Source organism: Oceanobacter sp. 3_MG-2023 (genome assembly GCF_030688925.1).
In the GTDB taxonomy this organism is placed as follows: Bacteria; Pseudomonadota; Gammaproteobacteria; order Pseudomonadales; family Oceanobacteraceae; genus Oceanobacter.
In genome coordinates this window covers 95895-110293 of record NZ_JAUYVX010000014.1, presented here as the reverse complement: position 1 = coordinate 110293, position 14399 = coordinate 95895, and the positions used below count along the sequence as shown (strand labels likewise).

At 47.5% G+C, this 14399-nt stretch carries 18 protein-coding genes and 3 tRNA genes; 15 read left to right on the top strand and 6 right to left on the bottom strand.

The window, feature by feature from the left end; all coding sequences use genetic code 11:
* Positions 1-188 precede the first annotated feature (188 nt).
* Complete coding sequence (locus Q8W32_RS13475) at positions 189-464, bottom strand: helix-turn-helix transcriptional regulator (protein WP_305415360.1); 276 nt, start codon at positions 462-464, stop codon at positions 189-191.
* A gap of 254 nt (positions 465-718) precedes the next feature.
* Here Q8W32_RS13475 and Q8W32_RS13470 point away from each other — a divergent pair, with 254 nt between their 5' ends.
* The 12 genes from Q8W32_RS13470 (at position 719) to Q8W32_RS13415 (ending at position 8788) form a co-directional block, all read left to right on the top strand.
* Entirely contained in the window at positions 719-910 is a 192-nt protein-coding gene (locus Q8W32_RS13470) for a hypothetical protein (RefSeq protein ID WP_305415359.1), read from the top strand.
* A gap of 17 nt (positions 911-927) precedes the next feature.
* Entirely contained in the window at positions 928-1146 is a 219-nt protein-coding gene (locus Q8W32_RS13465; RefSeq protein ID WP_305415358.1) for a helix-turn-helix domain-containing protein, read from the top strand.
* 62 nt (positions 1147-1208) lie between these two features.
* Complete coding sequence (locus Q8W32_RS13460) at positions 1209-1508, top strand: hypothetical protein (RefSeq protein WP_305415357.1); 300 nt, start codon at positions 1209-1211, stop codon at positions 1506-1508.
* Positions 1509-1518: 10 nt separating this feature from the next.
* A complete protein-coding gene (locus Q8W32_RS13455; protein WP_305415356.1) occupies positions 1519-1782 on the top strand; it encodes a hypothetical protein in 264 nt (87 codons plus the stop codon).
* Positions 1783-2018: 236 nt separating this feature from the next.
* Positions 2019-2255 (top strand): hypothetical protein, encoded by a 237-nt coding sequence (locus tag Q8W32_RS13450; RefSeq protein ID WP_305415355.1) that lies wholly within the window; start codon positions 2019-2021, stop codon positions 2253-2255.
* Positions 2256-2261: 6 nt separating this feature from the next.
* On the top strand, positions 2262-2459 hold the full coding sequence (locus Q8W32_RS13445; RefSeq protein ID WP_305415354.1) for a hypothetical protein: 198 nt from the start codon (positions 2262-2264) through the stop codon (positions 2457-2459).
* Positions 2460-2651: 192 nt separating this feature from the next.
* A complete protein-coding gene (locus tag Q8W32_RS13440) occupies positions 2652-2882 on the top strand; it encodes a major coat protein (protein WP_305415352.1) in 231 nt (76 codons plus the stop codon).
* 43 nt (positions 2883-2925) lie between these two features.
* Entirely contained in the window at positions 2926-4860 is a 1935-nt protein-coding gene (locus Q8W32_RS13435) for a hypothetical protein (RefSeq protein ID WP_305415351.1), read from the top strand.
* 4 nt (positions 4861-4864) lie between these two features.
* The gene (locus tag Q8W32_RS13430; RefSeq protein ID WP_305415350.1) at positions 4865-5200 is read left to right on the top strand and encodes a DUF5455 family protein; all 336 of its coding nucleotides are present in this window, start codon (positions 4865-4867) and stop codon (positions 5198-5200) included.
* Positions 5200-6396, top strand: a complete 1197-nt coding sequence (locus Q8W32_RS13425; protein ID WP_305415349.1) for a zonular occludens toxin domain-containing protein — start codon at positions 5200-5202, stop codon at positions 6394-6396. The genes Q8W32_RS13430 and Q8W32_RS13425 overlap by 1 nt, the downstream gene beginning before the upstream one ends.
* Positions 6397-6530: 134 nt before the next feature.
* A complete protein-coding gene (locus Q8W32_RS13420; RefSeq protein ID WP_305415348.1) occupies positions 6531-7817 on the top strand; it encodes a hypothetical protein in 1287 nt (428 codons plus the stop codon).
* Entirely contained in the window at positions 7814-8788 is a 975-nt protein-coding gene (locus Q8W32_RS13415; protein WP_305415347.1) for a tyrosine-type recombinase/integrase, read from the top strand. The genes Q8W32_RS13420 and Q8W32_RS13415 overlap by 4 nt, the downstream gene beginning before the upstream one ends.
* A 55-nt stretch (positions 8789-8843) precedes the next feature.
* Here the strand turns inward: Q8W32_RS13415 and Q8W32_RS13410 are convergent.
* Positions 8844-8920: transfer RNA gene (locus Q8W32_RS13410), tRNA-Met, on the bottom strand.
* A gap of 563 nt (positions 8921-9483) precedes the next feature.
* Between Q8W32_RS13410 and Q8W32_RS13405 the strand changes: the two genes are divergently transcribed.
* Positions 9484-10104, top strand: a complete 621-nt coding sequence (locus Q8W32_RS13405; protein ID WP_305415345.1) for an FKBP-type peptidyl-prolyl cis-trans isomerase — start codon at positions 9484-9486, stop codon at positions 10102-10104.
* Positions 10105-10163: 59 nt separating this feature from the next.
* On the opposite strand, the gene Q8W32_RS13400 is transcribed toward Q8W32_RS13405, so the two are convergent.
* From Q8W32_RS13400 to galU, 4 genes are all read right to left on the bottom strand, one after another.
* Positions 10164-10415 carry a hypothetical protein gene (locus tag Q8W32_RS13400; RefSeq protein WP_305415344.1) on the bottom strand — a complete coding sequence of 84 codons (252 nt, stop codon included), beginning with the start codon at positions 10413-10415 and terminating at the stop codon, positions 10164-10166.
* 171 nt (positions 10416-10586) lie between these two features.
* A tRNA-Pro gene (locus Q8W32_RS13395) sits at positions 10587-10663 on the bottom strand.
* 10 nt (positions 10664-10673) lie between these two features.
* Positions 10674-10749, bottom strand: a tRNA-Asn gene (locus tag Q8W32_RS13390).
* A gap of 154 nt (positions 10750-10903) precedes the next feature.
* The gene (gene galU / locus Q8W32_RS13385) at positions 10904-11737 is read right to left on the bottom strand and encodes a UTP--glucose-1-phosphate uridylyltransferase GalU (protein WP_303431939.1); all 834 of its coding nucleotides are present in this window, start codon (positions 11735-11737) and stop codon (positions 10904-10906) included.
* A 432-nt stretch (positions 11738-12169) separates the two neighbouring features.
* Here galU and zwf point away from each other — a divergent pair, with 432 nt between their 5' ends.
* Positions 12170-13627, top strand: coding sequence for a glucose-6-phosphate dehydrogenase (zwf, locus tag Q8W32_RS13380; protein WP_305415343.1), 1458 nt, complete (start codon positions 12170-12172; stop codon positions 13625-13627).
* A 10-nt stretch (positions 13628-13637) separates the two neighbouring features.
* The gene (pgl, locus tag Q8W32_RS13375; protein ID WP_305415342.1) at positions 13638-14339 is read left to right on the top strand and encodes a 6-phosphogluconolactonase; all 702 of its coding nucleotides are present in this window, start codon (positions 13638-13640) and stop codon (positions 14337-14339) included.
* Positions 14340-14399: the final 60 nt, after the last annotated feature.

Here is a 14399-nt window from a genome sequence, read left to right as displayed (position 1 = left end):
ATAAATACTCTTCATTACTTTTTAAGTATTTGATTTGTAAAGAATATTTTTTATTCTCCTGCTGTGATTTGCTTGCTAAAGCACAGTATTTCATGTGTTTACGGCAACATGGCAACTCATCACGCTTAGTGGGCTGTCAGGTTCTGGGCTTCTCTTTTCCACTCCACCTGGCAGCGGCTTTTGGGCTATTAGCCTGCCTCTGGGCGTGTCTTTAATTCTGCTAGTGCCTTCTTTGTTTCAGGTGATATCTGTCCGGCTTCTGGCATTTCTTCGCCAAATGCTAACCAGTATTTGTACTCTGGGAACGCTTCGCCGATTGCCTGAATATCGTCAATTCTAACCGGCGTCTGTCCAGATAGCAGATTTCTTACCCTGCTGCCTTTGATTCCTGACTTTTCAGATAGGTCGTCAATGGTCAGCTGTTCGGCTGTTCTTAGCTCTTTGATTCTATCTCTAGCGTTCATTATTCCAAATCATTATAGTTAGAATACTAATATTAGTTGATGGTATCCGTAGTAAATATTAGTATCCTAATATTGGTTGATTAAGTGTAACAGTGTGCAGTAATGAGCATAACACGGCTTTGCACCTGGGGGGATAGGATGGATCTGCAACAATTTTTGGCGCATTACTCGCGTTATCAGCCCGTTTCTCTGGTGCTGTCTTTTCGTCGTTCTCGGCTCTCGCTGGCTGTTCAGTCTGCTAACCGGGGGTTCTAATGTCTGTTACTGATCTCTTTTCTGCTGCCTGTAAAAAAGCCATTGAGCTGAAAGGCTGGGCTGTTTCTGAAACGGTTGTTGAATGTTCTGAGCGCTTTGCCTGGGGATTCCTGTTCCCTGAGATGGCTTGGAAAGGTGTTTATAAAGAGTTGGTCGGTTCAGATTGGTTTGACGTTTTTATTGCATGTTGAAAAAAAGGCTAAGGCTTATGTCTGATTACAAAATAATGGCTATTCCTCCGGTTTTGACCCAAGAACAGTTTGCTGATTTGGCGGGTCTATCTCCCGATACTGTTCGCGGTTGGATTTACGCTAAAACAATACCGTCTGTGAAAATAGGGCGTCTACGTCTCGTTAATGCTGATCTTCTGGCGTTGCATATCCGTGAGGGTAAAGAAGTATTCAGTCAGGAAGATTATTCAGAATAACGCGCTTAATGCCGGGGCGCGTATTAATTTCAACCGGCATATCAATTGAAAAAGGTGATTATATGAAACAGTCAATGACTGCAACGCTGTATGGTGCTTTGGATTCTAGAGCGGATCAGAACCGATATACTTATTTGTGGCTTGGCGCTCCTGTTTATAATGAAAAAGAACAGGGTGCTAAGGGTATAGATATGATGAAAATGAAATGTGATCCAGAAGTATATGATTCGCTGTGCTTTAAGAATTATCCGTGTGAGGTGCAAGTAGAATTTATCCTGACGCGTGGCGGGCAAAGCAAGATTACGCAAAAGGCGGTGGCTGTGTTGCCTGCTCGTCAGCCTGCATCAGTGGCTAAATCCTAGGGGGTGGCTTATGTCTGGCTCTGAACGGCTCTCACTGTTTTTGACCTGGTTAACGTGTCCAGTGGAACGGGCGGGTTATATCGTTTTTCAGGCTGGTGCTGTTGTTGGCTGGTTGTCCAGTGTTGAGGTTTGCAGCGTCCATGATGCGGGGTCGGTGGCAGTGGATCGTCAGGGGCGTCAATGGGTTGCAGTCAAGGTGGAACAGGGCCGCGTTCGTTGGTGTGCTTCCAAGATTGCCGATAACAAACAACAGCGGGCGCTGCCGCTGTGCTGATCGAACGGTGCAAAGGCCGTGCGGTGACTGGGGCGTTGCTGGCTGGCTCGCACCTTGCGCCCTTGGCCGGTTGGAACGCTGGTCAACCTCCTGCGGTTGCGCGGGTTGCTCCGGTGTTGCTGAAACCATCATGTAGAAAGTTCGCTGCTGTTGGCCTGTGGAATACGGGGGCTAGTGTGGTCAGGCTGTTTTTAAGCTGTGTGATAAGTGCCCCAGCACTTATCCATGGCTTAAAAATGGCTCTGTCCACACGTTGCGAAGCAAGTCCCCGTAATCCACGGGTTGCTCTGCCAGTCGGCTGGGCGGCTGCACTGGGCGTCTGCTGGTTGCTAGGTGTTGCGGTGTTGCTGCGTTGGGGGCTGGTGCGGCGGATCGGTGAAATTCGTTTGCGGATGGTCTCGGTGTTGCTGGAACGATATGCACAGCGGCAGCGCCCGCTGTTCCAGTGGTCGCCGACCTTTAAAAGATGGTGAACGTGTATGGGTATTTTGCAGGGTTATCGTAAATCCAGCTTGTTGCTGGGGGATCAGCTGAATAATGAACCTGACGGGGTTCGTTATGCGTTAACTGGGGTGTTTGCTGGTGTGATGCTTGGGGTGCATTGCTGGGATTTGCTGATTAACGCTGTGTGTTTGGATGCTAAGGAATGGTTAACCGGTTCTGTAGGTGTTCAGTAATGGATGTGCAAGTTTTTGACCTGCTTTGGTTTGCTGCGCTCGGTATTGCGGCATTGATGGGGTTTGGTCGCGGGGTGTCAGGATGACTGAGTCAGAGGTGGTTTACTTCTTCGGTCAGTTGTTCGGCGCGTATGTAATCGGCTGGTCAGCTGGTTACTTAATTCATGTTGTGAAAAAGTTCTTGGGGTATATATGAAAAACTTTGTATCTGAAAACCGTCGTTATCTCGCTGTTGCCATTGGTTCAATGGCTGTTATGGCTTCCTCGGCTCATGCTGATTTGCCAGCGGCTGCGACGACTGCATTAACTGAGATCGAAACCGGTATTACTGACGCTAGTGATGCCGCCTGGCCTCTGATCGGTGCTGCTCTGGCGGCGGGTATCTTGATTAAGCTGGTCAAACGCTTTGCTAACAAGATTTAATTGTTTGGCGGTTTGATCATGCTGGAAAAGAAAAAGGAGGCATATGCCTCCTTTTTTGAATATTTATTCTGCGGTGGCTGCTGTGAAATATTTAATACTCTTCCTGATATCACTGTCTTTCTCTGAGCTGGCTTATTCGGCTGGTGATGCTTGCCCTTTTGGTTATCGTGATTTAAAAAAATCTCAATATTCTTTTATTGGACAGTGTGAGAATTATATGTTCGGTGTAACTATTGAAGAATGCGCCGATAGACGTGATGACGATTATTTTCCGCCTTATGTCGGTTTTTATGTTGATTCTGAGGATTGTGCGGTTACTCCTGGGGATGATTCAAAACAAGATGGTTGTTATCCTGAGGATGTTTTAGATAATGGGTATTGTAATGAAGTTAAGGAGTGTGAGTCTCCCACTGGCAATACTTATAAATTAGCTGTCACTAAATCTTGTGATGATTATTGTACCGGTGCTTCGTATGGATATGATTCTAATGGTGCGGTTACTTCTAACGGTGATCCTTTAGTGGTTCCTGCTGATGGTCCTACGGGATCGGCTTCTATTCACCAATGTGGCACTAACCCTCCTGGCTATGATGGTGATCAACTATCGTCAGAGAGTACAGAGCAAAGTAACGACTATGCTGAGTGTGGCGCCTTTCAGCATTGGAATGGTTCCTCGTGTGAATCCATTCCTGATAACTGCGGTTATTTGAATGGCGTCTATGCCTGCGCAGATGATAACCAAAATTGGTATCAGTGCGGTGCCGGTGGTGATGCCAGTTTACCGGTTTGCAGTGGCGATACGTCGGCAACCGAAGATGAAGGTTATATTTGTTCTGGGGCTGATTGTCTTGATGATTATGATTCTGGCTCAGGCAGTGATACCGGGTCAGGTGGTGATACTGGCGGTGATACTGGCTCAGGCGGTGATACTGGCTCAGGTGGTGATACTGGCTCAGGTGGTGATACTGGCTCAGGTGGTGATACCGGCTCAGGTGGTGATACCGGCGGTGATGCTGGCTCAGGCGGTGATACTGGGTCGGGTGGCTCTAGTGACCTGGGCAATTATGGTAATGGGTCGCTGGCAGATTATGCTGATACTGACGGTGATGGCGTTCCAGATGATTTCGTGATTTCTGATTGCTCTGAATTGACCAATGCTAGCTGTGCCTGTGATGCGTCAGGGGTTTGTTATGAATCTACGCTAGATGATACGTCAGGGGTTTGTGTGTCTGATTTCTATCAGGTAGGCACTTTTACTGGGGCGTGTGAATACAACTGGGATTGCCCTGTTGGTGAATATGATCCTGACGGTTTTGGATGTGTTGAGATTCCAGATGACTACAAAGGAGACGACAGCAACGACGACAGTAACGGTGACAGCAACGACGACAGTAACGACGACAGTAACGACGACAGTAACGACGACAGTAACGACGACAGCAACGACGACAGCAACGACGACAGCAATAATTATTCTGATTTTGATGTGTCAGGGCTAGAGGATAGATTAGATAGACTAATACAAGAAACTGAAACGACTAATTCTAAAATAACAACGGCAGACACTAATAATACCAATGCATTGAATGCAATTAACAATACGCTGAAAAATGGCATTGATGTTAATGTGGACTTTGATGATATTTTGGACTCTGTTGCCGATAATGAGGCGTCTTTAATTGTTGGTGATGTTGATTCATCGGGTGATGTTGCACTGGATGGCGTTGGGGTTGAATATACTGAATCATTAAGCGAGTCTGTCACGGTTGGTGATCCGTCTGCTGTTGCTGAATATATTTCTGTTGTTCCTGATTATTCGGCGTGTGAGCAATTTTCTGTTGATATGGGATACGTTGTTCTTGATTTGCCCTGTGAAAAAATAGAATGGTTTAAACAGTTGTTTGGTATGTTTCTCTATGTCATTACTGTTATTGCTATTATTGATATAGCATTAACCCCAGTTAATAATAAGGTTTAATAAAATGATTCCTGTCATTACTGGTATTCCGTTCCTTGCCGGTCTGATCGGTGGGCTTTTTTCTAGTGTATTTTCATTCGTAGCTAAATATTTAACCAAACGGCTTGCGGTTGTCGTTGCTGCTATTGCCGCTGCCGCTGCGGTCACGGCTGCTTTTTTGGCTGCTGTTGAGGCGGTTATTGCTACACTGACTGCGGTATCACCTGAGTATTTAACATTGGCTATACAGTTGGTTGTTCCCGATAATGCGACCACTTGTTTGTCTGCTTATTACTCTGCAAAGGCTTTGCACTGGGCGTATGGCTGGCAAGTGCGTGTGATTCAGTGGAAGTTGTTCTAATGGCTTTTTATTTTTTAACTGGCAAATTGGGATCAGGTAAAAGTCTGGTTGCAATTGCTCGAATTAGAGAAAAATTGGCTTTGGGTTGTCCGGTGGCTACCAATATAGATTTGAATTTGCTGGATTTAACAAAAAATAAATATAACAAGTCTGTTTGTGTCCGGTTGCCCGATAAGCCCAGTGTCTTTGATCTTGAATCCTTGGGTAATGGCAATACTACTTATGATGAATTAAAAAACGGCTTGATTGTTCTGGATGAGTGCGGGACTTGGTTTAATGCCAGAAATTGGAATGATAAAAGCAGAAAGCCAGTCAATGACTGGTTTTTGCATGCTAGAAAACTGGGCTGGGATGTCATTCTCATTGTTCAAGATATATCAATTATTGATTCTCAAGCGCGGGATGCATTAAGTGAATTCACCGTGTTTTGTCGTCGAATGGATAACTTTTCAATTCCGTTGATCGGTGGGCTGTATAAATTCTTGGTTGGTTCTCGGCTAAAAATGCCAAAAATTCATGTGGGCAAAGTCGTTTGTGGTCAATCAATTAGTGATCCTGTTTCGGATCGGTGGGTGTATCGGGGGCATGATTTATATTCAGCTTATGATACTAAACAAGCGTTTTTATCTGACTATCCTCACGGTGTGCATTGCGTGCTGCCGCCGTTTTATAAATTTGATCGAATTAAGGCAAAAAAAGATTGGGGGTTTATTGTGAGATTAACCAAAATTTATTTGAGGCGTTTTTCTGTGCCGGTCTCTGCTGTATACGGTGGTCTGTTCGGTATTTTCGCTGCCTATATGATGACGCTATACGTAAATAATCAATTCTTTGATGAATATAAGCGGCTTGCTGAAACCATCAAAAAAGCGGAACAGGTTCAGCAAATGCAAGAACAAGAACAATCGGGATTGACGGGTGTAATGCCTGCCGCTGCATTGGTCTTGCCCTTGCCTGAATTCAGTCGTTATCAAATTGTGGGGTATTCACAAGTGAATGAGGCGCGTGCCTATGACTTGGCGTTACGTGGGCAAAGCAAGCAACCTGTGGGCGGCGCTGAGGGGGATTCTGGCGCACTGGATATTCAGACGTTATCAACGGCTGAGATAGCAGGTTCGTTTGATGTGCAGCCTGTCAGTCCTTGTCATGTTCGCATTTCCAATGGGCCGGACTATGCAGATGTTTTTTGCTTTTAGCTGCTGCCGGCCGCCATGGGCGGGGCGCTTGCGGTTTGGTCATGGCGGCCGGCAGCAGGTACGCGCCTGTAACACGTACTTATAAAACCATATTACGAAGCACAATATTACACAGTGATACATGAGGCATAAAAATGAACTGTTCATCTCAAGTATTGAAAGCAAAAATGTTTGGCCGTTTTGGTGGTCGTTTTTTTCAGTCTGAACATACCAGTTATGACCTTCGTCCTTTGCAGTTCCTGCATTCTGGTGTGGACACTCTCAAGCAACTGTTTAGCTGCAATCTTCGTTCAGACGTGCTCATGCAACTGGAAACCCACTTTGATCATCATTCGTCCGACCTGATCAATATTGATGGTTATGATTTCATCCTGGGGCGTTCTGGCCGTGCCAGTGGCTATAAGTATGTTTTGAAAAATCTGGAAGCGGGTTTTGTGGTGTTGGTTAAGTCCCATTACTGTGAAGGTGATCAGAATGGTTCTCACCTGAAAATTGAGGTGACTCCACAAAAGCTGTATGAAACCTCTCCAGATGACCTGACGGCAGAGTTGCACCAACTGGCCTACGTGTTTGCAACCAATGTTAAGGCAACGGGTGTGGCGGCTCATATTTGTGTGGATGTTCATGGTCTTGAACTGCCTGAAGACTTTGAACGGCGTGTGCAAACCAGTGCAAGGCGGCAATTCAAAGTGAATGGTATCAGTGAAGCTACTTTTAATGCGTCGGCTATGTCGTTGGTCTACGGTCGAACAGATACCTATACGTTCGGCAGTCAGGGCGCTATACAAATGTGCTTGTATAACAAGACGTTAGAGGTTGAAAGTTCAGATAAAAGTCATTTTTGGCATAACGTTTGGGGGGCTGTGCCAGACGTTGATGATTATGAAAAACCGGCCTTTCGTCCCGGGGATACAGTCCACCGTTTAGAGTTTCGCTTTCATCATACGGTCATTGAACAGTTTGAACGCCATTTGCAGGCTGAAGGCAAAGCGGATTCTGTTCGGACTTATGCTGACCTGGCTCCTCATCTGTCCGGCTTGTGGTTGTATGCCCTGAACAATTTCAGGTTGATGGAAGATAAAGGTTATATCCATCCGCTCTGGCAAGTCCTGGCAGAAGATGTGCGGTTTTTTCACACTGAGCCATTGTTTTGCTACAAACGAGAATACAAAAAGGCTGACGTGGTTGTGGGTCGTCGTCATGTGGCGCACTACCTGGGCAATTACATCAAGTTAGCGGCTCGTAAAAATTTAAAGCCTGAATTGGTGGCTCATAAAATCCTGAATGATGCGATTGAACAGGACTTGTGCGATTACTTTAATGTGAAGCGATACGGTGACGGAGACTTGTTGCCGGTCGTGTTGCATGAGTTTGTCACCACCAGAATGATGCAACACCGAATGAATGGTGTGGGTGTATGACGGTTAGAAAGCATCGTGATGGCTGGATGGTTGATGTTACGGTTAAAAATCAGCGACATAGGGAACACGGTTTTAAAACTCGCACGCAAGCAAAACGGCGTGAAGACATTATCAGGTCAAGCGGTGGTATTGCCGGGCGTCATGTCTTGCTGGTTGAATTTGTTGATAAGTGGCAAACCTTGCATGGTGTGCACCTGCGTGATCGGTACCGGTATTCTCGTACTCGTGCCATTGCTGAGCGGATAGGTGGCTTTGTTCATAACTTTACGGCGGCTGATTTTGCCGATTATCGAATTGAACGCCTGAAAACGGCTTCTGTGTGTACCGTGAATCATGAGACGCGTTACTTTCGTGCGTTGTTCAATGAGATGAAACGTTTGGGCCATTACTATGATGAAAATCCAATGGCTGGCATCCGCGTGATTCCTGAGATGGAAACAGAATTAAGCTACCTGACCATTCCACAAATTAATCAGCTTATTCCTTTGTTGGATCGTTCACGTAATCCGCATGTGGGGATTGTTGCTCGTGTGTGCCTGGCAACGGGGGCAAGGTGGGCTGAAGCGAATGGACTTACTGAAAACGATTTGATTGATCGGCCGTCGGGTTGCTTGGTTCGGTTTACGCGTACCAAGAACGGCAGAACGCGGTATGTGCCTGTTGATCGGTCATTGATGGATCAGATCAGAGAGAAAGGGGATGCCGGCGGTGCGTTGTTTTTGCCTGCTCGTGATGCGTTCAGGTCGGTTGTTGCGCGGTCGGGTTTTGAGATGCCAAAGGGTCAGATGACGCATATATTACGCCATTCGTTTGCGAGTCACTTTATGATGAACGGCGGGGATATTCTGACACTGCAAAAGGTGCTGGGGCATTCTGACCTGAAGCTGACCATGCGTTATGCGCATTTGAGTCCGGATCATTTGTCGTCTGTGGTGCTTTTGAATCCGCTGGTCAGTATGACGGCAACATAGCGGCAACAAAATAAAAAAGGTTAGCAAGTATTAACCTGCTAACCTTTGGAATTAGTGGTAGCTATGGACGGACTTGAACCATCGACCCCAGCATTATGAATGCTGTGCTCTAACCAACTGAGCTACATAGCCACTGCACTCTTGATGCGATCCAACAGATGGAGGCGCTGTCTCGATCAAGTGGCGCGTATTATGCCAGTGTAATATTTTCTGTCAAATATTTATTTGCGATTTATTTCAACGGTTTAGCCTGGAGTGGGTGTTCATTGGTGATGGCCCGGTCTGGTGCAATTTGAGCAAGAGTAGGGGTTTTCAGGCTGGACAGGCTTCCTTGGCTGTGGGAGGCTTCGCAACCGTAATAAATACTCGTTTTTTATGAGCAAGTGTTTGGCTATTCTGGTTTGTCTGGCGATATCGTCAGTCTTGTTCTGGCGGCGGCGTGTGATCGATGAATGTCGGTAGGTTCATGTGGCCTCTGCAATATCAGAAACGACGTCTGGCAGTTCTTGTAATCAGCGCGGCTGGGTATCTTTACAGTGGTTCGATTATGCAATAATTGAAACTTTTCGATTGTATGGTTGCCAGTCCAGCATTCATTTCAATAAACGTGAGAGACAAGCATGAGTTTTATTAAATCAGTACCTGTCGTATTGGCGGGTACTCTGTTGTTGGCCGCATGTGGTCAGGAGGAAGTTGTGAAATTGGAAAACCACATTGACCAGGCAAGTTATGGCGTGGGTCTGAATATTGGTCGCCAGTTGTCTCAGGAAGATGTTGAAATGAACGCCGAGGCCATTGCAGCAGGTATCAAGGATGCGCTGTCAGAAGCGGATCAGCGTATTCCTGATGAAGTGATTCAGGGTGCTTTTGAAAAAATCCGTGAAGAGCAAATGCGCAAACAAGAAGCTCTGGGTGATGCGGTTGCCAAGGCAGGAGAAGAATTCCTGGCTGAGAACGCTGCCAAAGAGGGTGTAACTGTCACCGACAGCGGCTTGCAGTATGAAGTGATGACTGCTGTTGATGGTGATGCAGCACAACCGACTGCAGCGGATACCGTCAGTGTTCATTATCACGGTACCCTGATTGACGGTACTGTGTTCGACAGCTCTGTTGAGCGTGGCGAGCCTGTTCAATTCCCGCTGGGTAATGTTATTCCGGGTTGGACTGAAGGCGTACAGTTGATGAAAGTGGGTGAAAAATTCAAATTCTTCATTCCTGCTGAATTGGCTTACGGCGCACGTAGCCCAAGCCCTAAAATACCAGCCAACTCTGCACTGGTATTTGAAGTTGAATTGCTGGAAATTGTTGCTGAGTAATCAGCAGTCAGTCAAAAAAGTCGCTTCTGGCGGCTTTTTTTATGCCTGTTTTTTGAGTATCAGGAGAGTTGGTTGTCTTCCAGCATTATTTCTTCGACTGGTTCTGGTTCCGGCAGAGAGATATAGCCTTTCAGATCGGACAGCGTCTGTTTGGCCCTGCGTTTGAGTAATTCATCACTGGTGAACTGGTGGCCACAGTGTCGGCAAGTCAGCTGCTGACTGTTGATCAGGCTGTGGAGGGTATGAGCGGTATTGGCACCACACTCGTGGCAAGGGACGGGATATTGTACAGATCGGGCCAGACGAGTCATGTTTTGCCACCGCGCTATCGCATTAAAATTATTGGAATGTGGCGTTGTAGGCTAATAGAAAAGTATGAAGATAAGAAGGCTCATTTGTTGTATCTGGCACTTTAAAGTGTAAAGGATTGCATAATGCAGATATGAGCTGTATTTGACCAACCAGGAGAACCCTGAAAAAGTTGGTCGGGGTAGAGAGATTCGAACTCCCGACATCCTGGTCCCAAACCAGGCGCGCTACCAGACTGCGCTATACCCCGAAGTGTTAATTGGCTCCCCGAGCTGGACTTGAACCAGCGACCAATAGATTAACAGTCTACTGCTCTACCAACTGAGCTATCGGGGAACTTCTCAACAGCGAGACGTATAATACGGATGGGTTATGTTGCTGTCAATGCCATTTTTGAAATTAGTTTCGCTGAGCTATCAAGGCATGACTGGCTCGTGCGTTTTCAGTTGTTCCCGGCGGAGCCGAAGCTCGCCGGGACAACGGGTCGGTCTTAGTCTTTCAGGAATACATTCTGATAGACGTAGTTGGTTGCTTCAACAAAACCATCGATGCTGCCACAGTCAAAGCGGCGGCCACGGAATTTGTAGGCGATAACCTTGCCTTCCTGGGCCTGTTTCAACAGGGCGTCGGTGATCTGGATTTCGCCATTGATACCACTGCCAGTCTCTTCAATTTTAGGGAAGATGTCTGGAGTAAGAATATAGCGGCCAATGATTGCCAGGTTGCTTGGTGCTTCTTCCTTGGCTGGTTTTTCAACCATGTTGCTGACGCGGTAAACACCAGGCTCGATTTCTTCACCGGCAATGACGCCATATTTGTGAATGGTTTCTTCTGGCACTTCCTGGACTGCGACAACAGAGCAGCCATATTTTTCATGAATCTTGACCATTTGAGCCAACACGCCTTCATCGCCTTCGTCGGCGATACAGAGGTCGTCTGCCAGTACAACACCAAAGGCTTCGTTACCCATCAGGTATTGACCGGTCAGGATGGCGTGACCCAGACCTTTCATTTCATTCTGGCGGGTATAAGCAAAATCATTTTCATTCATCAGATTGCGAATTGATGAAATCAGGGCTTCTTTGCTGGTGCCCTGGATTTCATGCTCGAGTTCATAGCTGATATCAAAGTGATCAGCGATTGCCCGCTTGCCACGACCAGTGATAAATCCCATGAAATGCATACCAGCTTCGCTTGCTTCTTCTGCGCCGTACTGCACTAGGGGTTTGTTAACAATAGGCAGCATTTCCTTAGGCATGGCTTTGGTAGCCGGAAGAAAGCGGGTACCGTAGCCGGCGACTGGGAATAAACACTTGCGAACCATATTCGATCCTTCTTATTAGCAATTAAACAAAAATTTCCGTGAACACTAGAGCGGGTATATGTCATTTGTGCGACATATCACAGATGTTCCACTGATCATGTCCCAAAGGTAACCAATTGTAAACGATATGTCTGTCGGGATAACCTTGGCATTGATCTGATGTGTCACGGTTTGCAGTGGAGAGGCGGGATGCAGATGCCATGCCTGATTGCAGGCGTTGTGAATATATCGGCACGATTGGCAACGAATAAGTCTTGATAGTGAATCGACCGAAGTGGTCATTTCCGGCAGGTATTTCATGCTTGGTTGCCGCATTGCAATCAACTTGTGGCACTCTGCTTATATGTTTGGTGCAGCCGCTGCTTTTTCTGATTATCAGCTGAAGCGGCTGTGATTCTGGTTTTCATTGGACAGACAGAGCTTGGAGGATATATGCAGATCAGCGCACCGTTTGAATTGGTACTTTTTGGGGGCATGGGCGATCTGGCCCAACGCAAGCTGTTGCCAGCGCTCTACCTGTTGCAACGGGATGGTCGCTTGCCTGAAGGTAAAATCATCTCGGTAAGTCGCCGGGATATTACTCACGATGATTACGTTGAGCAGGTCCGTAAGGCGGTGACAACACATGTCGCCAAGGAATACCTCGAAGAAGCCGTCTGGCATGACTTTGCCAGCAAGCTGCTGTGTGTCAGCCTGGATGCAACCGATCCGTCGTCCTATCAGGTACTGAATGACGTACTGGTTCAGGGCAGCGCTAACCGGGTATTTTATCTGGCCACTGGATCGGCCTTGTTCACCCCGATCTGTAAAGGACTGCAGCAAAACAACTTGCTTGAGTCGTGCACCAATGTGGTGCTTGAAAAACCGATCGGGCACGATCTTGAATCGGCGCTGGCAATCAATCGTGCAGTGGCCGAATACGTCGATGAATCACATATTTATCGGATTGATCACTATCTGGGCAAAGAAACCGTACAAAATCTGCTGGTTTTGCGGTTCGCCAACTCACTGTTTGAATCCCAGTGGAACCATCAGTATATCGATCATATTGAAATCACGATCGCAGAGACAATCGGGGTGGAAAAACGGGCCGAGTTCTACGAGCAAGTCGGAGCCATGCGCGACATGTTCCAGAATCATTTGCTGCAGCTGCTGTGTATTGTGGCGATGGAACCGCCGTCAAAACTGGAAACCGACGCGGTTCGTGATGAAAAAGTCAAAGTGCTCAAGGCTCTCCGGCCAATTGTTGGAGAGGCCATCAATCGTAATGTCGTGCGTGGTCAGTACGACGCAGGTGTTGCGGATGGCCAGCCCGTACCGCCTTATCGCGCCGAGCCGGGTGTTCAGCAAAAAAGTAATACTGAAACCTTTATCGCTGCCAAGGTCGAAATTGATAACTGGCGTTGGGCGGGCGTGCCGTTTTATTTACGTTCCGGCAAACGATTGGCGGAGCGGGCCTGTGAAATTGTTGTCAGTTTCAAGGAAATCCCGCACTCTATTTTTCCGTTACAGCACAAGAGCACCATGGCAAACAAACTGGTGTTCCGCTTGCAGCCGGATGAAGGTGTCCGGTTGATGTTGTGTGAGAAACGGGTCGGGCCGGGTATGAGTGTACGGCCAATGAACCTGAGTCTGAATCCGGCAAACCACCGTAAAACCCGGGTTCCCGAAGCCTACGAACGTCTGTTGTTTGATGCCTTGAGTGGTAACGCGACCCTGTTTTTACGGGATGATGAACTGCAAGAAGCCTGGCGCTGGGTAGATCCTATTATTCAGCATTGGCAAGAAGTGGATCTGCGCCCTGAGCCCTATACATCGGGCACCTGGGGACCGGCGGCATCGACCTTGCTGCTGGCCAGGGATGGACGCTTGTGGATCGAAAACAGCTAGGAGTGCATGTATGAGCGACAATCGATTTGACTCCGCCAGTATTCTGGCAAAACAGTTAGCCGATGCGGTCAGTCTCTGCCTGAAAGAGCGGGTTGCGCAAAAAGGCAGAGCCTGTCTGGCCGTGAGTGGTGGTAACACCCCGAAAGCCTTTTTTGAAGAACTGGGCAAGCGGGCGTTGCCCTGGTCCCAGATTCTGGTGACATTGGTGGATGAACGCTGGGTTGATGAAAGTGATCCGTCCAGCAATGCCGGCCTGGTCAAGGCGCATTTACTGCAAGGCCCGGCTGCTGCCGCGTATTTTTTACCCCTGAAAAATGCAGCCCTGACGCCGACTGCCGGTTTTATGGACTGTGAAAACAGCCTGCATGAGCAAATTTCGCGGCTGGATGTAGCGGTACTGGGGATGGGAACCGATGGTCATACGGCATCCTGGTTTCCACAGTCAGCCGCATTGGAGCGATGCCTTGATGAAGGTGGTTCAGCCTGGAGCTCACCAGTCGTTGATGCTGAGCTGGCACTGCCCCGAATGACCCTGACCTGGGCGATGTTAAGCCAGTGTCAGAATATATTCTTACACTTTGAAGGGGCGGAAAAACAGGCTGTCTTCGAGGCTGCCTGTGATCCTGGCCAGCAGCAAAATATTGCCGCCATGCCGGTTCGTACCTTGTTATATCAGTCTCAAGTGCCGCTGAGTATATTTCGAACGCCTTGAAAGGAAGAGGCGGCCGGGATTTTTTGAGGGGTGCAGGAGTGATTGTCTTTTCTCTCTGTA

Excerpts from the sequence above, each read along its gene's own strand:
- Q8W32_RS13475 (WP_305415360.1), bottom strand. The coding sequence starts at position 464 with ATGAACGCTAGAGATAGAATCAAAGAGCTAAGAACAGCCGAACAGCTG.
- Q8W32_RS13470 (WP_305415359.1), top strand. The coding sequence starts at position 719 with ATGTCTGTTACTGATCTCTTTTCTGCTGCCTGTAAAAAAGCCATTGAG.
- Q8W32_RS13465 (WP_305415358.1), top strand. The coding sequence starts at position 928 with ATGTCTGATTACAAAATAATGGCTATTCCTCCGGTTTTGACCCAAGAA.
- Q8W32_RS13460 (WP_305415357.1), top strand. The coding sequence starts at position 1,209 with ATGAAACAGTCAATGACTGCAACGCTGTATGGTGCTTTGGATTCTAGA.
- Q8W32_RS13455 (WP_305415356.1), top strand. The coding sequence starts at position 1,519 with ATGTCTGGCTCTGAACGGCTCTCACTGTTTTTGACCTGGTTAACGTGT.
- Q8W32_RS13450 (WP_305415355.1), top strand. The coding sequence starts at position 2,019 with ATGGCTCTGTCCACACGTTGCGAAGCAAGTCCCCGTAATCCACGGGTT.
- Q8W32_RS13445 (WP_305415354.1), top strand. The coding sequence starts at position 2,262 with ATGGGTATTTTGCAGGGTTATCGTAAATCCAGCTTGTTGCTGGGGGAT.
- Q8W32_RS13440 (WP_305415352.1), top strand. The coding sequence starts at position 2,652 with ATGAAAAACTTTGTATCTGAAAACCGTCGTTATCTCGCTGTTGCCATT.
- Q8W32_RS13435 (WP_305415351.1), top strand. The coding sequence starts at position 2,926 with ATGCCTCCTTTTTTGAATATTTATTCTGCGGTGGCTGCTGTGAAATAT.
- Q8W32_RS13430 (WP_305415350.1), top strand. The coding sequence starts at position 4,865 with ATGATTCCTGTCATTACTGGTATTCCGTTCCTTGCCGGTCTGATCGGT.
- Q8W32_RS13425 (WP_305415349.1), top strand. The coding sequence starts at position 5,200 with ATGGCTTTTTATTTTTTAACTGGCAAATTGGGATCAGGTAAAAGTCTG.
- Q8W32_RS13420 (WP_305415348.1), top strand. The coding sequence starts at position 6,531 with ATGAACTGTTCATCTCAAGTATTGAAAGCAAAAATGTTTGGCCGTTTT.
- Q8W32_RS13415 (WP_305415347.1), top strand. The coding sequence starts at position 7,814 with ATGACGGTTAGAAAGCATCGTGATGGCTGGATGGTTGATGTTACGGTT.
- Q8W32_RS13400 (WP_305415344.1), bottom strand. The coding sequence starts at position 10,415 with ATGACTCGTCTGGCCCGATCTGTACAATATCCCGTCCCTTGCCACGAG.
- galU (WP_303431939.1), bottom strand. The coding sequence starts at position 11,737 with ATGGTTCGCAAGTGTTTATTCCCAGTCGCCGGCTACGGTACCCGCTTT.
- zwf (WP_305415343.1), top strand. The coding sequence starts at position 12,170 with ATGCAGATCAGCGCACCGTTTGAATTGGTACTTTTTGGGGGCATGGGC.
- pgl (WP_305415342.1), top strand. The coding sequence starts at position 13,638 with ATGAGCGACAATCGATTTGACTCCGCCAGTATTCTGGCAAAACAGTTA.